This is a genomic window from Lachnobacterium bovis, assembly GCF_900111325.1.
GTDB lineage: Bacteria > Bacillota > Clostridia > Lachnospirales > Lachnospiraceae > Roseburia > Roseburia bovis_A.
Genome location: NZ_FOGW01000017.1, coordinates 12,767 through 28,897, shown reverse-complemented (window position 1 = coordinate 28,897; position 16,131 = coordinate 12,767). Strand labels below are relative to the sequence as shown.

Genomic DNA, 16,131 nt, shown 5'->3' with positions numbered 1-16,131 from the left:
ACAAAAATTATGTAGTTTTTGCAAAACATACTAGGCTGCTGGTTGTGGCTGTTCAACTGGCTGCTGTGGCTGTGGTTGTTCGACTGGCTGTTGTGGCTGCTGCTGTGCTTGTTGTCTTGCTGCTTCAGCTGCTGCCTGTGCTTGTGCTGCATCTGCTGCTGCTTTTGCCTCAGCCTGATTTTTTTGAGCTTGAGCAATCTCTGCTTTAACACTTGCTACTGCCGCTCTAACTGCACCTTCATCTTTTGATGCCGCTGCTGCCTTAATTTTACCAACTTGTTCACCCGATGCCCCTGCTACACCTACATTAATAATTTTAGGTGCTGCATGATATGAACTCTTATTAAATATATTTCTGCTCTTTTGTTTTCCATTTACAGTTACAATTTTCCATAATTGTGCAACATAACCTTTATGTGCCGCTTGTACTGATGCAAATGATCCAAGTGGTGCTCCACCATCAATTTTGAATTCTGTTTGTGCTGGAGTTTCACTTAATACTTGACTTTCGAACGAAATCTGTCTGTTTTTAGGTCTAGTTTCTTTTCCATAGATATTAAATGTAATATTACCACCATTGCAAACTCCTTCAATATAGATTGGACTCTTTGTATTATTAACAAATCTCATATCTTTTGAAGTTCCTGCAATTGCAGCATCCTCTGATGGTTTAACATAATTGATAATCATAGAATGATTATGTCTCATTGTAATATCTAACTCAGCTCTAATTGCTGCGTTATAAAGAGTTGTAGACACCTGACAAATTCCACCACCAAATGTCTCTACTACAGTTCCATTTGAATAAGAACCTGCTAACTCATATCCATTTTCATTTGTAAAAGGACTTACTGTTTCATAAACTGAAAATTCATCACCTGGGTAAAGGATAGTTCCATTGATTTTTGATGCACCATTTCTAACATTCTTAGCTCTTCCAGCACTTGATGATGAAAAATTAGTTGTATAGCTTCCTAATAAATCTTTTACTTTTGATAATTCTTTTTTATTTCCTCTTGGCTCAACAACCTTAGCTGCAAGTTTAATTTCTTTATTACTTGTATCCCATTTGTCTGCCATAAAATTATTGATTATATATACAGATTTAACGTAGTCGACTTCTTTTCCTTTTTGGCCACCAACTACTTTAAATTTATCTCCTTCTTTAATTAAAGACATGTCCTTTGCCTTAATACTTAATTCTTTTTTATGGTTCTGCAAAAATTTAGCAGTTTTCTTCCTATTTGCTACTAATTTGAGACCAATTTTGATTTTATTTTTTTTGATATTTTGATTTTCCTTATATTGCTTAATTAGGTTACCTCTTTTACCTACCGCCTTTGCTTCATTAACAGTAGCCTCTTCATCTACTTTAATTCCAAGCTCTTCCGGTGTTGCCTCAATTTTACCATTTGGTCCTTGTAATACATATTTTGATGCCTTAAATGAATCAACATATTCCGATATAGCCTTTTTAGCTTGTTTAGAATTCATATTTCCAACATCAACGCTTCCGATATAAACTCCTTTTTTGATGATATCACTTTTTTTTGATACATTAGCAAAAGCAATTCCACCACATGTAACTCCAATTACTGCACAAACTCCGAGTGCAACTAAAATTCTTTTTTTAACTTTTGTAAATTGCATAATTTTTTTAACCTTCTTAATAAATTTTATGTATAGTTTTAGTAAACTTTTAGTTGTTTCACTTGTGATATTGTATCATATTACTACATTTTTTCAATACTTTTCTAATATTTTACAAAGCTAGCTAAGAAGGATGTAATAACCATTGCTAATACTAAAACAGCAGAAATTATTGCTAAAATTCTTTTCTTTTGTTCATTGTTAATTTTTTTCATATTATTTACCTCTTTTTCTTTTATTACGATATACTATAAGTAAGTTAAAAATTTTATAAAGAAAGGAATAATTGCCATGTTTCCATGCCTAACTATTTTTATTATTTTTATAGCTATTTTAACTTATCAAATACATAAATCTGATGCTAAACAAGCCGAAGTTGAATCAGCTTTTTGGCAAAAGGAATATGAAGCTAATGCCACAAGAAAAGCTGATATTTCGACACTTAATTATATTAGCATACCACTTGAAAGATTTCCACCTATACTTAATACTAAAGCGGAAAATGAATTCAGATCTTTATCTGAAAAAAAAATAATAAACTTTTCTGGAATGACTAACACAGAATTAAAATTAAAATATGGTGTTGGAAATCTTGAAATACTATCTGAATATGAAAATAATTATAATCAATTAATTACGACTATACTTGAATATGCAGATGATTTAATAGACACTAATCATATTGATAATGCAATTGAATTACTTGAATTTGGTGTTTCAATAAATGCAGATGTCGGTATTATTTATACTAAACTTGCTGATATTTATAAATCTTCTGGAAAAACAGAAAAAATACCTGATTTAATAAACAAAGCTTCAAGTCTCCAAATGATTACTAAAGATTCTCTTGTTCAAAAACTTGAAGCTATCTACCATACTTAACATATAATCTATCCATTATTCGGGAGGCTTCGTTTCGAGTTAAAGTCTCCCAATTTATTTCGTACTTAACATTTTTATTGGCTAAATATCTTGTTAATTGTTCTTTTTGTTTATTAGTTGCTTTTAATTGTTTTTTTAATTTAACATTAAATTTTCGTGGTAAAAAACATAATTTTTCTAAATCATTTCTTTTTGCTATTTCTTTCATTTTCTCATAAATCTGCATAGTTTCGATAGAATCATCTAAAGCTCTATGCGCATTTTCTCTTTTTATGTCAAAAAACTTACATAAGTTTTCTAAATCCTTTTTTTCATCTTTTGGTAGAATCGTTCTAGCTATTTTTAAAGTATCACAATAGTAAAGATCTAGCTTAAGATTTTTATTAACTGCCCATTGTTTTATAAAACTATAATCAAATATAAGATTTTGCCCCACTAAACAATCATCACCTATAAATTCAATTAATTTATACATAACTTCATCTTCTTCAGGAGCATCAACAAGCATACCATCTTCTATCCCCGTTAAATTTATAATTTTATCGCTTAACTTCATATGAGGATTAACAAATGATTTAAATGTATCAACTATCTGATTATTTCTAACTTTTATTGCCCCTACTTCTATTATCTTATCTTTTTTTACTGCAAGTCCTGTCATTTCTAAATCAAGGACTGTATAATCATCTACAAAATTCATTTATACCACCTTATCTTTTGAATTGCATAAATCGTTTAAAAAACATTCTTTACACAATGGTTTTTTAGCAAAGCATATCGTTCTTCCAAACGTAATCAAATGTAAATTCCACAATATCCACTGATTTTTAGGCAATACTTTCATTAAATCAAATTCGACTTTTACTGGATCTGTTTGTACAGTAAAACCTAATCTTTTTGAAATTCTTTTTACGTGTGTATCAACAACTATGCTTGGATCATTATAGAGATTTCCCCTGATAACATTAGCTGTTTTCCTACCAACTCCTGGTAATTCCACTAATTCCTCTAATGTCACAGGTAAATTTCCGTTATATTTTTCTAGTAAAACTTTTGCACATTTCACAATGTTTTTTGATTTATTCTGGTAAAAACCTAACGAATATATATCCCTTGCAACTTCGTTAACGTCAGCCTTTGCAAAAGCTTCTAAAGAGTCATATTTTTTATATAGCTTTTCTGTAACTTGATTAACTCTTTCATCAGTGCATTGCGCACTTAAAATAGTCGAAAATAACAGTTCATATGGTTTTGAATAGTTAAGATAACAATATAACTCCGTTCCATATTTTTCATTAAAACGCCTTATTATTTCACTATTTTTATTCTCCACGTTTATCTCCTATCTATACATTATTATGCATAATTTGATCAGCCTTTAATTTAATGTCAGTTGTGTCAATTGGAAAATATGATGCTTCATCTGCTCCATAAAGCATTGCTTTATCAACTGTTTTTTCATCTTTTGCTAATACTAATACTGGAATTTTTTTTGTATAAATTCTTGTTTTCATAAAATGCAAAATATCGTAACCGTCGTAATCTTCAAAATTCATATTTAAAATAAACGCACTTATTCGTCTAGAGTACAAACTTAACTGTTCAACAGCATCTTTCCCATTTTTTGCCCATAAAACATCAGCCGAATCTCCAAACTTATTTCTTATTTCTTTAAACTCAGCTTCCTTATCATGCGCAACAATAATAAATCTTTTCTTTTGAGAGTTATAATCAATATTTTTTGGATTTCTAAAAATAATACGATTTCTACCATGATTTTTAGCAATATATAACGCATCCATTGCTATTCCCTTTAAATCATAGTATGAATAAAATTTATCTGCTGTACTAACTATTCCGATACTACAAGTTAACTGAACATTAAGTTCTATATTAGACATTTCTTCAAGTCCCTCTTTAATTTTTGAACACTTGATTTCAATGTCTTTTTCATTTTCAACATTTTGCATTAAAACTATAAATTCATCACCTTTATTTCTTCCAATAATAGCGTTATCTGCAAAAGTTTTTTTCAAAAGTTTACCAAACTTTCTTAATATATTATCACAAACATTTTTCCCTAAAATTTCATTTGCTTTTTTAAAATAATCAAGATTAATACAAATAAGAGCTACTGTATCCTTATCATCTTTTAAACGAAGATATTCTCTCATTTTATTTTCACAAACGATATTATTAAGAGTTCCTGTAAGCTCATCCCTTTGACTTACTTTTATATACTGTTCTTTAACAAGATAGTAACTCAAATGTATTTTAGTAAACAAATTATATAAAACGCACGCAACAAAAAATCCCACTAACGACGCAAAAATATCATTTCTAGCAACGAAATCATGTTTTTGGTTCACCGTAAGATATATAAAAACTATTTCTGAAAGACTTAAAAATAGAAATTCATATTGTGCTGGAAAAATAAATAACGTTGATGCTACAGTTAGTGCAAGTGGTGTAAATGTACATTGACTGTCAGGATATGGAAAAATATCAATAACCATAATAAAGCCCATAATTACAATCTCAAAAATCATACACATCGTATTTATAACTTTAGGACTCTTGACTTCTTCAGATATTGCTATAATAGCCATAATTGCAAATATAGCTGCAATTGGGGCAAAAACTATATACTGTATTGTAATTTTCCATGTTTTTAATAACAATGGTGTAAACGTAATCAAAAATAATATTAAAAAAGTAACTATTATACTTATTGTTCTAAGTGTCAACAAATTTCTTTGCGCAATTTCTTCTTTAGCTTCTTTGTAAAAAATTTGTTTTTTCTTTCTATGGTCTTCAATTTTTTTCAAGAAAACTTTCATTATTTAGAATAAAACCTTTCGTTTTTTTTATTATTGTAACACATTAGAGAAAAAAAAACTATAAATTAAAAAACCATCTAAATTTAAGGCAACTAATCTGTTACCAAAAATCAGATGGTTTTTATTATTTGACTTATATTAACTTTTTACTTGTAAGCCTATAGATAGCCTATCTGTATACCTACTACTTCCTATCAATTTTTACACGCCCGTGTTGAAAATCAAACGTAGTACCATATCACAGCCAGCTACTATTAGCAAGATTGCACCAATAACGTATGCACGTCTTTTTGACTCAAACCCGAATCTAAATCCACAATACATTCCACTTACTACAAATAACACAAGTGCTATTGCAAGCATCACTAATAACTGCCATATTGTAGTTCCGATAAACCCAAAGGCAAATCCAGCAACCAATGTATAAATTCCTGTCAAACCTGTCAATGGAATAAATCGTTTAAAACCAAGGTGTTGCTCTAAATGCTCATTAACTTGCTCATTAACAATAGCTTTAATTATAAGTCTAATTCCTAGACCAAATAAGATAATGACTGCAAGAATATGTCCAATGAATACTTCTTCTGAAGTATCACCATATTTCGATAGAAGTGTAGCCAGGAAATAACCGATATCTAGTGCTAACAAGTGGGCTACAACGATAATCACTGTAACTAATGATAAATGTTTTTTATCAACTTTTCTAACCAATGATCCCTGACACTCCATAGCTGCAAACACATCCAATGAGAGTCCTACTATGATTAGTAAATTTTCAACCCACGTCATATTGTTCCTCCTACAACTATTATCTATAACATATTATACATAATGTTATCATATTTTCCAGTATATTTTTATTATTTCTTAATTTCAGCTACTTTATATACAAATTTTACATTTCCTTTTGTATTTTCTGAAATACCTGCAAAACTATTGTAATCTTTACTTGCATCTAACATTGCCTGTAACTTATTAGCGAATGGTTTTAAATCTCCGTTATAAGAATTTACAATTTTTGAAATTCCTTCATCATTGAATTTAACAATACCATCTGATAACTGTTTAGAACCATCATTTAATTTTGCAATACCAACTGTCAACTGACCAGTTGCATTGTTCAATTGATCTACACCATTATTTAATTTTGCGTTGTTACTTACTAATGTATTTGAACCATTTGCTAATTGTTGTGTTCCGTTTGTTAATTTATTTACACCATTTAATAATTCTGGTACTTTTGAGTTAATTGTAGATGTACCTGCTTGTAATTTTCCTAATCCTTTTGATAATTCAACTGTTCCACCATATAGTGAATTTGGAGTATTCGCATCACCAACATACTGTGCAATTCCATTAACTGCTGCTTGTAATTTTCCAATTCCTTCATTTTGGCTTAAGCTTTGTTTTGTTTGCTGTAATGTATTAATTGCTCCTTCTGCCTGCTCTAATGAAGCTATTGTAGTAATAATTTTCTGTTGTGCTACAGCCATCTGATCTGGTGACATTCCACTTGTTGGAAGAGTAGCTAATTGCTGCGATAAATTTCCAACTACAGCATTGATAACCTGCGTATGATTTTGTTCATTAACACTCATGTTATATGCTTTTAATGCTTCATTTACTTTAGCAAACACACCATTTAATGAATTATCAATTGATGCTGTAATGCTTGGTCCAAAGCTTGCTAATCCTTGTTTTAATTGTTGAGTAACATTGTATAAACCTGGATTTTGAGCTGTTCCGTTACCGCTATAAGCACTTATTAATTTATCACTACCGGCTTTAGCCTGATCTACACCACTTGCCAACTGATTTAAACCGCTAGATAAAGCAGGTAAACTAGATGCTAATGTTTTAACACCATTATTTAATGTATTTGCTCCATCAGCTACTTTACTTGCACCATTTGTGTATTCTTTAATACCATTTTGGAGTACTCCAATACCTGATGCATACTCTTTGAATTTAGAATCTAGTGTTCCGATTCCATCTGATAATTCTTTTGAGCCATTTTGTAATTTATTTGTCGCATCAACTAATTCATTTACCATTGAATCTAAATCAGAATTATTTTCTGTTTTTTTATCCATTAATGAAGCTGCATTTACTACTGCTGTCATTGATCCTTCTAATTCAAAATCCTTAACATCTGCTGTAACTTCAATATAGTTTGGAATGTTTACATCACCTGTAAAATCATTATTTGTTACACCAAGTGAATCTTTTACACCTGGAAGAGCATATCCAATTGCCATTGTTTTTTCGCCAACATTTACAAGTTTACCGTTTGTAATTTCAACGTTTGAGAATTTTGAATCTAAACTTAAGCCAGTTACCGCTGCAAATGGAACGCAAACTTCAACATCTTCTCCGTTTACTTTTTCTTTGAAAGATGTATTATTTGTAAAGTCATAACGAATTGTAACTTTACCTGATTTTCCTGCTAACTCTTTTGGTGAAATTTCTTTACCATCTAATTTGTAAGTAATCTTTTGTGTAATAGGAGCTTCTTTTTTAGTTGTTCCCTGGTAATATATTTCTTTACCATTTGCTTCCCATTTGAGATTATCTCCGTCTCTTGTAAATTTTTCATCACCATTTACATTTTTTATATTAGATAAATCAGATTTATCTTCGATACTATCTTTTTTATCTTTATTTAATAAATGTTCTGATACGATAGTCTTTTTTGCTTTTCCACTTGCATTAGAAAGAACATAAACTGTTTCTTCTTTTTCAATATCTTTTTCAGAAACTGTATTAGATTCTTTATCAACTAATTCATCTACAGTTTCCTCTTTTTCTTGTTGTACTTCTTCTGCTTGTGTTTTTTCAGCATAAACACTATATACTGATGCACCTGTAGCAATCATTGAAATTGATAAAACACCTGCTATAACTTTTACTGTAAATCTATTTTTAAATACATTTTTTAACTCTTGTAATTTCATGATAATCCTCCTATCCTAAAACTATTATTTACTATTTTCCTTTATTTCCCTGAGTTATTACTCTCTGTTAACACTCTCGTCTGCTACATGAAAGTTTTCACTTTTAAAACCCGCACTTGTTGAACAAATCACTCTATCAAATACCATGAACATAGATGGTAATACTAAAATAACAACAAACATACTAATTATTGCACCTCTTGATAGTAGTGAACAAAGTGAACCAATCATATCAATTTGTGAATACATACCTACACCAAATGTTGCTGCAAAGAATGTTAATGCACTAACGATAATTGACTGTGTTGCACTTTCTAATGCTAAATTAATTGAATCACGTTTAGACATTCCTTTAAATCTGTTTTTCTTGTATTTATTAGTCATCAAAATAGCATAATCAACTGTAGCACCTAATTGAATTGTTCCAATTACGATTGATGCAATAAAAGGTAATGTTGTATTAGTATATGCTGGAATTCCCATATTTATAAAAATAGCGAATTCAATAACTGCTACTAATACAAATGGTAAACTAATTGATTTAAATACTAATAAAATAATAATAAATATTGCGCCGATTGAAACTACACTAACTCGTTTAAAATCTTCATTAGTAATATTAATCAAGTCTTTAGTACAAGGCGCTTCACCTACTAACTTAGCTGACTTATCATATCTTTTAATTATTTTTTCTATCTGTTTACATTGAGCGTTTATTTCATCTGATGCTGTTTTATACTCAGATGTAACTAACATTAATTGATATTTACCTGATTTTAATTCTTTTTTTACTTCATCAGGAATAACTTCCTCTGGTACACTTGGTCCAACAATAGAATCAAGTGATACTGCTAATTTAACACCTTTTAAATCTTTTATTTCTTTTATCAAATGGCGACTATCTTTAGGGCTCATAGAACTATCTGTCAAAATCATTGAAGTTGCACCCATATCAAAGTTTTTAGCCAACTCATCATTTCCTTGTTTACTCTTCAAGCTGTCTGGCATTGTTCCGGCCAAATCATAATATACATTAGTATGTGTATATCCCCATACCGATGGTATTAAAATAATAAATGATATCAATAATATAGCTTTAAAATGTTTTACAACAAAATCTGAAATAATTCCCATGTCAGGAAGTAAAACTCTATGTCTTGTTTTTTCAATCCATTTATCAAATACAAGAATCATTGCTGGTAAAACTGTTACACAACCTAATACACCAAATACAACACCTTTTGCCATTACAACACCTAAATCTAATCCAAGTGTAAAGCTCATAAAACACAATGCTACGAAACCAGCCACTGTTGTGATTGAACTTCCGACAACTGATGTAATTGTATTAGAGATGGCATGTGACATTGCTCTAAGATGATCATCTCCATATCTTTCTTGATTTTCTTGGTATGAATGCCATAAGAAAATCGAATAATCCATTGTTACTGCAAGCTGTAGTACCGCTGCAAGTGCTTGTGTAATATATGAAATCTGTCCTTGTACAAAATTCGTTCCTAAATTATAAATTACTGCCATACCAATACTTAATAAGAATAAGATTGGAATAATGAATGAATCCATTGTAATTGATAAAACAATGAAACATAATACTGCTGAAATTACAACATATGCAAAAACTTCTTTTTCAGAAAGCTGCTTAGTATCTCTTAATACAGCAGACATACCACTTACAAAACAATCCTTCTTTAGAATGCTTTGAATTTTATCTGTTGCATCCATTGTAACATCATCACCCATTGATTTATCATATAAAACAACCATCAACTGTGAATCTTTTGCTCTGTTTTTAAAGAATTTTTCTACTTCACTTGGGAGAACTTCTGTTGGAATACTTGCATCTGCAACTGATCCGTACCAAAGTACTTTTTTTACATGATCAACTTTTTTTACTTCACTTGCAAGATCTTTTATCTCCTTATCTTCCATTCCATCTAATACCACAAAAGAAAAAGCACCAGTTCCGAACTTATCTAATAATACATCTTGACCTTTCATAGTATCAATTTGTGATGGTAAATATGATAAAATATCATAATTTACTTTTGTGTTTAAGTATGAAATTCCTGCTGGTATTAATAATAAAAACGATAATATTAATATTGGAATTCTTAGCTTAACAACTGACTTACCAAACTTAATCATTTTGCCACCTTCTCTTTCACTATTTTCTATACATATATAATAAAAAAAAAGACTGAATATTAAAATATTCAATCTTTTATATGTGTTCAGTTAAATATACATTTTTAAAAATCTGTATACTAAAAACTACATTTTCTGAAAAATGTCGTCTAGCGAAAGCGTTAAAATATACTCATATACCTCTGAAAGTTCCTTCGGAGAAACTGACATTCCACTTTTTACCCATTCAATTGCTACAAAACACATTGATTGGGCATAATAACTTGCAACATGTTCTGGTGTAAGCCATCTATGTTTTTTCATATGAGTATTTTCTGAATTTTCCTTTATCATTTCTAATAAAACCTCTTCGGCACACTTTTTTGCTATATCCATAAAAGTGATAGGTCCTTCAAGTTTTACTGCCATGGTGTAAAATAATTTATCTTTTTCCATATTGGTAAGCAGAATCTCCATACCTTCTCTAACCATACCATTTTGAATCAGTGGACGCATTGGTTCGATTAACTCTGTCATTATTATCCATTCCGTCAATTCATATTTGTCTTGAAAATGGTTGTAAAAGGTTGGTCTAATAACTCCTGCTTTATCAGTAATTTCTTTTATTGTTATTTTTTCTAATGGTCTTTTTTCGACTAACGCTTTTAAGCTTTCAGCTAACACCTCATCAATAGCATTACTTTTTCTTTGTCCTACCATTTTTAATTTATCCTCACAAATTTATTCATCAAACTCCATAATAACATAATACCCCTTCTCTGTCTCTTCTATTTCTACGACTTCTCCTTCTCTTGACTTGAGACGTTGACTAACTTCGTAATTACCTGACATTGCAATTGCATGTTCTATTGTATAATAATATGAAGTAGGTAATTTACCTTCTGTAATCTTTAAATGGTCACCAACTTTTGTAAGGCCTGGTCTTTCCATTTTAAACTCCATTCTTCTCATACAATTCCTTCTTTCTGTAACATACTCTTCTATTATTCATCTTTAAATTTACTATCTATAATATCTGAATCATCATATCTAGATGCATTAAAACCAGATTCCCTATCAAAAAAATCTGATGCATTTTTCTTTATGTTTCTATCATAAATAACTTTAGATATTCCTTTGTAAATTAATGCAGCTCCAACAATTCTAATAGCAGTTTTGGCAACAAACCATGAAAAAATCATGCATAACATGCCCACTGCGATTGTTGATATTGCCATAACTTTACTAAGGCCAACATTATATCCACTGTTTCTTAACATTGAAACTTTAGATAATTCACCTAAACCTAGAAATAACATATATATTCCAAACATTGTTGGAATAAAATCAATAAAAAATCTTGGATTAACTATTAACAATATTCCAAAAACCAAAGGAAACAAGCCTAATCCTGTTGTAAAACCCGCTGTTGCTTGATCTAAAAAATAATTACCCATTAAAAAACATCCAGCAACAATAAATAAAACGCCTATTACTACACTTAATACTGATACACTTCCTATTGGAAAAATTAATAACACTAATCCAAAAACAAATGAAATTATAGCCATTGCAATCGCATTATTATAAATGCTATATATCTTTTTCAACGCTTTATACATAATTTTTCACTCCTATTTATACCATTCTATTCAGCTTCATTATATCATTCTAAATATTTCACTTCAAGATAACATTTTTTATTAAATTTGTAATTTATTATTTAGTTTGTTATAATCCATGTTGACTAAGTCAATACAAAAATCGTTTATTCCAATAGGAGGAAAGAAATGGCTAAGAAGGAAGCAAAAACCAACGCAGTACGTATTTTAGAACGTAACAAGGTAAATTATGAACTTATAAACTATGAATGTGATGAATTTATTGATGGCATTCACACAGCCGAAGCATCTGGTGCTTCTATAGAGCAATCCTATAAAACACTTGTAATGAAGGGTAAAAGTAATAACTACTATGTATTCGTTATTCCTATCGCTGAAGAAGTTGATTTAAAGGCGGCTGCACGTTCAGTTAACGAAAAATCCGTAGAAATGATCCACGTCAAAGATTTAACAGCAATTACAGGTTATGTCAGAGGTGGGTGTTCACCTCTTGGAATGAAAAAACAATTCCAAACTATAATAGATTCAACTGCTGAAAAATATGACGAAATCTATATAAGCGGTGGAAGAATTGGAACTTCAATCAAATTAAATCCACATGATCTAGCAAAAGTTGTTCGTGCATCTTTTGGCGATATAATTCGTTAAATTAGAAAATCTCAAAACGCAAAAAGTCACACAATTGCATTTATTTTTCTGCAATTGTATGACTTTTATTTTTATCATATTTCTTTTACTTTTATTCTACTTCTTTTCTTTCTATGTATACTTATTTTTTCTATATAACTGTATACTTATTTTTTTCTATATAACTTTTACTTATTTTTTACCATTAAATTATCCCATTTCACCTTATCAACAACAGTGTACTCATCCACACCATCTCTGCAACTTACAAATTCAAGTGAGCCATCCTTTTTCTTTAAGTATCCGACCCACATCTGATCATATAAACCAGTCTCATCTAAAGTCTGTAAAGCAGCTAATAAAGTCTTAGGACCTTTTATTGTGTAAACCTCTAATTCTGCAAAAATAGGTTTTCCTTCCGGACGACCCTCACAGCCAAAATCTGGTTCTTTCACAAAATTAATATAAGCTTCTGGTTGGAAATGACCCGCTGATAATTCAATACCCTTTTCTAAAATATAGTTCATTCCCAGCAAATCAAAAGTTCCATCATCTAAATATGCGTACATAAACAATACCTCCATAAATGAGCTAATTAGCTCACATCTGATACTTCTCGGTGAAGGTCAATAACAAAAATTTATTACGCAATTACTTTATCTTCTATAAGATCTATAATTGTTTGTAACTCGTTACCTTCATCAGGTGCTTCTCCATAACTAGCATGTGATATTTTTGGCATAACCCCACCTAACAATCTTATATCTTCATTTACAGTTTTTTCGATTGTAAAGTATTTACCTTCATTTTTTTGTCTATCCCATACAAGATATACTCTATAACATGAAGGCACTTGCATATATCTTTCAGGAAAATCTACACGAACAATAGAAACATCATCACTTATGTTCATAGTCATAACAGAAAATTCTTCCTCTAAATATGGATACATTCTTTTTTCCTGATAAAACTCTTCATAAAGTTCGTCCATGTACTTTTCTTTTCCATCAGATAATTCTTGAATAAATTTATCCCCTTCTTCAAATAACTTCTTAGGTAAAAGTGTAAATTCAACTTGTTTTCTTGTCCAAACATGATATTGCTCATCTGTAAGTTCATCTAAAGGAATTACACCTTGTGTTTTCTCTTTTTCAACTTCAACTATTTTTTCTAAAAGTGGTAATTTAAAAATTAAACTATCTGTAAAAGCATTAAGAATAATACCCTCAACATTAAATTCAGGAGTAACTGCCATCTCAACCACTGCTAAAAATGGCATATTAATAACTAGTGGACTAGCTGGTTCTTCTGGAATATGTTTTGCAGATGTATAGACTGGCATATACAACTCATCATCACTATTTTGTATAAAAGCTGGCACCGGACTTTTATCTTCACTCATTAATGCTGGTACTAACACCCTACATTCCATGATATGATTAACTAGTTTAGTAAGATGCTCTGCATCTTTGTGCTCATTATATGCTACAATTAATTCTCCTAATTCTTTGTTTTCTATTTCAATTGTCATTTCGACATCAATTTTTTGATTTTCCTTGTTTTTATTCTCCATTTTTTACCCTTTCTTAATCAAACCCTTATTTTATTAATTCATTTATCTATAACATGTCTCTTAGAATCTATCTTTTAATTCCAATCAACACTCCGCCTATCCCTTCTCATTTTATCATATTCTAATAATTTTGTAACTAGATATTAATATACGAAAAAATATACGTTTTTTTGTTTATTATGCAATAATTTCTCTCATACCAAAAAAAGAACTAGAAGAATTATACTTACTCTCCTAGCTCTTAATGTTTTAATTCGTTTTTATCAGATTTACTTCTTTTTGTGATTTTTATACCTTTTTATAATTTTCATCTAAAGTAACCTGGATTAAATCATCTAGCATATTTCCCATCTTACCATACTGTTTAACTCGTTCTTTTAATTTAGATGAGATACGTTTTTTCTTTTTATAGATTACTCTCTGATCAACAGAAGCCCACGCATCCATAATGATTGTACGAAGTTGAATCTCTACTCTCATCATCTTTTGCCCCTTAGGAGTCTCAATCGGAACTCCTAAAATTAAATGATAACTCTGATAACCATTTGATTTTGGATGTTTGATATAATCCTTTTCTTTTATAACTTGATATTTACCATCTGATTTTATTTTATTTACAATCCAATAAATATCTTTTAAACAAAAGCAAATCACTCTAACTCCAGAAATATCATTTAGTCTAGTTAACGCAACATCAAAATTAACTTTACAACCTTTTCTCTGTAGCTTCTCGCAAATACTATCTGCAGTTTTCATTCTACTTTCAATATGTCTTGCAAAACCTTCTCCAGTCTTTTTTATATACAATTTATTTAAAAATTCTATATAATCAATAACCTTATTTCTTGCAACACTATGTTCATGTTGAAAAGTTTCATCTTTCCATCTTCTAATAATTTCCTGTCTGCGAATTTCATCATCACTAAATTCTATTCTTGTCCTAAATACTACCGGAGTATTTTTTAATGTGTGTTCCATGATACATCCCCCCAATTAACCAACATACACTGTCACATGTTCTAATAACGTTTAACCGTACCTTTCGCCTTTAACACATTTTATTGAAGGAAAATAATTCAATCATGGTTATGTCAATTATAATAACAGAACTAAAATTGAAATTACCTTACTAACATTCTAGACACTTCTTCACTTTTTCTGTCAAATGAAATAACGTCATCAAATTGATGATTTTGTAACATCTTTACAAACATTGTATCTCTATAAATCCATGGTGAATAATAAAAATATGAATTAGCATCAATAATTTCCTCTGGCGTAGCCCAGCATAAATGATAACCCTTTTTTATTTCACTTAAAGTCATATTCGTCTCAACCATCTCATCCTCTACTTCACAAAAATAAAAATAAGAATGACATACATACTTTAAATTTTTCTGATACAAATCTTCTCTAATCTCTTCAATTTCGCCCAATTCTTTAACAGAATTTCGTTTTACTAATAGACCTGCCTCTTCCCTTGCTTCTCTTATAATCGTATCAATATAGGTTTCCCCGTTTTCTATACCTCCACCGATTATCTTATAATCACCTGCTGTTCCGTGCTGCGTTGCAATTTTATTTTCTTTAACAATAATTGTACGGACTGCGTGTTTCTCAAAAACAGGCATATCATCTGTATAATTTTTACTATCTAGAACCAACAATTTTTTCATAAGTTTCCTCTCTCCATTAAAGGAATACTGGTTAAATTCGTTAGCTTTCTAGTCACCCCTATAATGTAAATACTAGTATAATATAAGTCCCCCCTTTTGTCTTATTAATAAACTAGTAAATATATATAAATAATATTATATTAATATTTATCGAATCTTTTT

Annotated in this window: 16 protein-coding genes; 2 read left to right on the top strand and 14 right to left on the bottom strand. The window is 30.0% G+C overall.

Going from position 1 to position 16,131, the window contains the following annotated elements; genetic code table 11:
- Positions 1-30: 30 nt before the first annotated feature.
- Positions 31-1,650 carry a VanW family protein gene (locus tag BMY79_RS08220; protein ID WP_034226479.1) on the bottom strand — a complete coding sequence of 540 codons (1,620 nt, stop codon included), beginning with the start codon at positions 1,648-1,650 and terminating at the stop codon, positions 31-33.
- A gap of 291 nt (positions 1,651-1,941) precedes the next feature.
- Here BMY79_RS08220 and BMY79_RS08215 point away from each other — a divergent pair, with 291 nt between their 5' ends.
- Complete coding sequence (locus tag BMY79_RS08215; RefSeq protein ID WP_022749016.1) at positions 1,942-2,532, top strand: hypothetical protein; 591 nt, start codon at positions 1,942-1,944, stop codon at positions 2,530-2,532.
- On the opposite strand, the gene BMY79_RS08210 is transcribed toward BMY79_RS08215, so the two are convergent.
- The 9 genes from BMY79_RS08210 to BMY79_RS08170 form a co-directional block, all read right to left on the bottom strand.
- Positions 2,516-3,232, bottom strand: a complete 717-nt coding sequence (locus BMY79_RS08210; RefSeq protein WP_029066879.1) for a 3'-5' exonuclease — start codon at positions 3,230-3,232, stop codon at positions 2,516-2,518. The two genes, BMY79_RS08215 and BMY79_RS08210, sit on opposite strands and share 17 nt — an antisense overlap.
- Positions 3,233-3,865, bottom strand: a complete 633-nt coding sequence (gene nth / locus BMY79_RS08205) for an endonuclease III (RefSeq protein ID WP_022749013.1) — start codon at positions 3,863-3,865, stop codon at positions 3,233-3,235.
- Positions 3,866-3,878: 13 nt separating this feature from the next.
- Complete coding sequence (locus BMY79_RS08200; protein ID WP_177176432.1) at positions 3,879-5,360, bottom strand: diguanylate cyclase; 1,482 nt, start codon at positions 5,358-5,360, stop codon at positions 3,879-3,881.
- A gap of 213 nt (positions 5,361-5,573) precedes the next feature.
- On the bottom strand, positions 5,574-6,161 hold the full coding sequence (locus BMY79_RS08195) for a manganese efflux pump MntP (protein ID WP_022749010.1): 588 nt from the start codon (positions 6,159-6,161) through the stop codon (positions 5,574-5,576).
- A gap of 71 nt (positions 6,162-6,232) precedes the next feature.
- Positions 6,233-8,326 (bottom strand): hypothetical protein, encoded by a 2,094-nt coding sequence (locus BMY79_RS08190; protein ID WP_074730739.1) that lies wholly within the window; start codon positions 8,324-8,326, stop codon positions 6,233-6,235.
- A gap of 57 nt (positions 8,327-8,383) precedes the next feature.
- Positions 8,384-10,492 (bottom strand): efflux RND transporter permease subunit, encoded by a 2,109-nt coding sequence (locus tag BMY79_RS08185; protein ID WP_022749008.1) that lies wholly within the window; start codon positions 10,490-10,492, stop codon positions 8,384-8,386.
- A gap of 126 nt (positions 10,493-10,618) precedes the next feature.
- Entirely contained in the window at positions 10,619-11,191 is a 573-nt protein-coding gene (locus BMY79_RS08180) for a TetR/AcrR family transcriptional regulator C-terminal domain-containing protein (protein ID WP_022749006.1), read from the bottom strand.
- 21 nt (positions 11,192-11,212) lie between these two features.
- The gene (locus BMY79_RS08175) at positions 11,213-11,443 is read right to left on the bottom strand and encodes a hypothetical protein (protein WP_022749005.1); all 231 of its coding nucleotides are present in this window, start codon (positions 11,441-11,443) and stop codon (positions 11,213-11,215) included.
- 32 nt (positions 11,444-11,475) lie between these two features.
- A complete protein-coding gene (locus tag BMY79_RS08170; protein WP_022749003.1) occupies positions 11,476-12,093 on the bottom strand; it encodes an HdeD family acid-resistance protein in 618 nt (205 codons plus the stop codon).
- 168 nt (positions 12,094-12,261) lie between these two features.
- Here BMY79_RS08170 and ybaK point away from each other — a divergent pair, with 168 nt between their 5' ends.
- Complete coding sequence (ybaK, locus tag BMY79_RS08165) at positions 12,262-12,741, top strand: Cys-tRNA(Pro) deacylase (protein WP_022749002.1); 480 nt, start codon at positions 12,262-12,264, stop codon at positions 12,739-12,741.
- 167 nt (positions 12,742-12,908) lie between these two features.
- Here the strand turns inward: ybaK and BMY79_RS08160 are convergent, their stop codons facing one another.
- The 4 genes from BMY79_RS08160 to BMY79_RS08145 all read right to left on the bottom strand — a co-directional run bounded on the left by BMY79_RS08160 (position 12,909) and on the right by BMY79_RS08145 (position 15,969).
- Entirely contained in the window at positions 12,909-13,289 is a 381-nt protein-coding gene (locus BMY79_RS08160; RefSeq protein ID WP_022749001.1) for a hypothetical protein, read from the bottom strand.
- Between the two features lie 74 nt (positions 13,290-13,363).
- Entirely contained in the window at positions 13,364-14,293 is a 930-nt protein-coding gene (locus BMY79_RS08155; protein ID WP_022748999.1) for an SseB family protein, read from the bottom strand.
- 288 nt (positions 14,294-14,581) lie between these two features.
- Positions 14,582-15,271, bottom strand: a complete 690-nt coding sequence (locus BMY79_RS08150) for a GTP pyrophosphokinase (protein ID WP_022748998.1) — start codon at positions 15,269-15,271, stop codon at positions 14,582-14,584.
- 143 nt (positions 15,272-15,414) lie between these two features.
- Positions 15,415-15,969 carry an NUDIX hydrolase gene (locus tag BMY79_RS08145; RefSeq protein WP_074730738.1) on the bottom strand — a complete coding sequence of 185 codons (555 nt, stop codon included), beginning with the start codon at positions 15,967-15,969 and terminating at the stop codon, positions 15,415-15,417.
- Between the last annotated feature and the right edge of the window lie 162 nt (positions 15,970-16,131).

Excerpts from the sequence above, each read along its gene's own strand:
- BMY79_RS08195 (WP_022749010.1), bottom strand. The coding sequence starts at position 6,161 with ATGACGTGGGTTGAAAATTTACTAATCATAGTAGGACTCTCATTGGAT.
- BMY79_RS08185 (WP_022749008.1), bottom strand. The coding sequence starts at position 10,492 with ATGATTAAGTTTGGTAAGTCAGTTGTTAAGCTAAGAATTCCAATATTA.
- BMY79_RS08210 (WP_029066879.1), bottom strand. The coding sequence starts at position 3,232 with ATGAATTTTGTAGATGATTATACAGTCCTTGATTTAGAAATGACAGGA.
- BMY79_RS08145 (WP_074730738.1), bottom strand. The coding sequence starts at position 15,969 with ATGAAAAAATTGTTGGTTCTAGATAGTAAAAATTATACAGATGATATG.
- BMY79_RS08155 (WP_022748999.1), bottom strand. The coding sequence starts at position 14,293 with ATGGAGAATAAAAACAAGGAAAATCAAAAAATTGATGTCGAAATGACA.
- BMY79_RS08180 (WP_022749006.1), bottom strand. The coding sequence starts at position 11,191 with ATGGTAGGACAAAGAAAAAGTAATGCTATTGATGAGGTGTTAGCTGAA.
- BMY79_RS08150 (WP_022748998.1), bottom strand. The coding sequence starts at position 15,271 with ATGGAACACACATTAAAAAATACTCCGGTAGTATTTAGGACAAGAATA.
- BMY79_RS08175 (WP_022749005.1), bottom strand. The coding sequence starts at position 11,443 with ATGAGAAGAATGGAGTTTAAAATGGAAAGACCAGGCCTTACAAAAGTT.
- BMY79_RS08190 (WP_074730739.1), bottom strand. The coding sequence starts at position 8,326 with ATGAAATTACAAGAGTTAAAAAATGTATTTAAAAATAGATTTACAGTA.
- BMY79_RS08160 (WP_022749001.1), bottom strand. The coding sequence starts at position 13,289 with ATGTACGCATATTTAGATGATGGAACTTTTGATTTGCTGGGAATGAAC.
- BMY79_RS08215 (WP_022749016.1), top strand. The coding sequence starts at position 1,942 with ATGTTTCCATGCCTAACTATTTTTATTATTTTTATAGCTATTTTAACT.
- BMY79_RS08220 (WP_034226479.1), bottom strand. The coding sequence starts at position 1,650 with ATGCAATTTACAAAAGTTAAAAAAAGAATTTTAGTTGCACTCGGAGTT.
- ybaK (WP_022749002.1), top strand. The coding sequence starts at position 12,262 with ATGGCTAAGAAGGAAGCAAAAACCAACGCAGTACGTATTTTAGAACGT.
- BMY79_RS08170 (WP_022749003.1), bottom strand. The coding sequence starts at position 12,093 with ATGTATAAAGCGTTGAAAAAGATATATAGCATTTATAATAATGCGATT.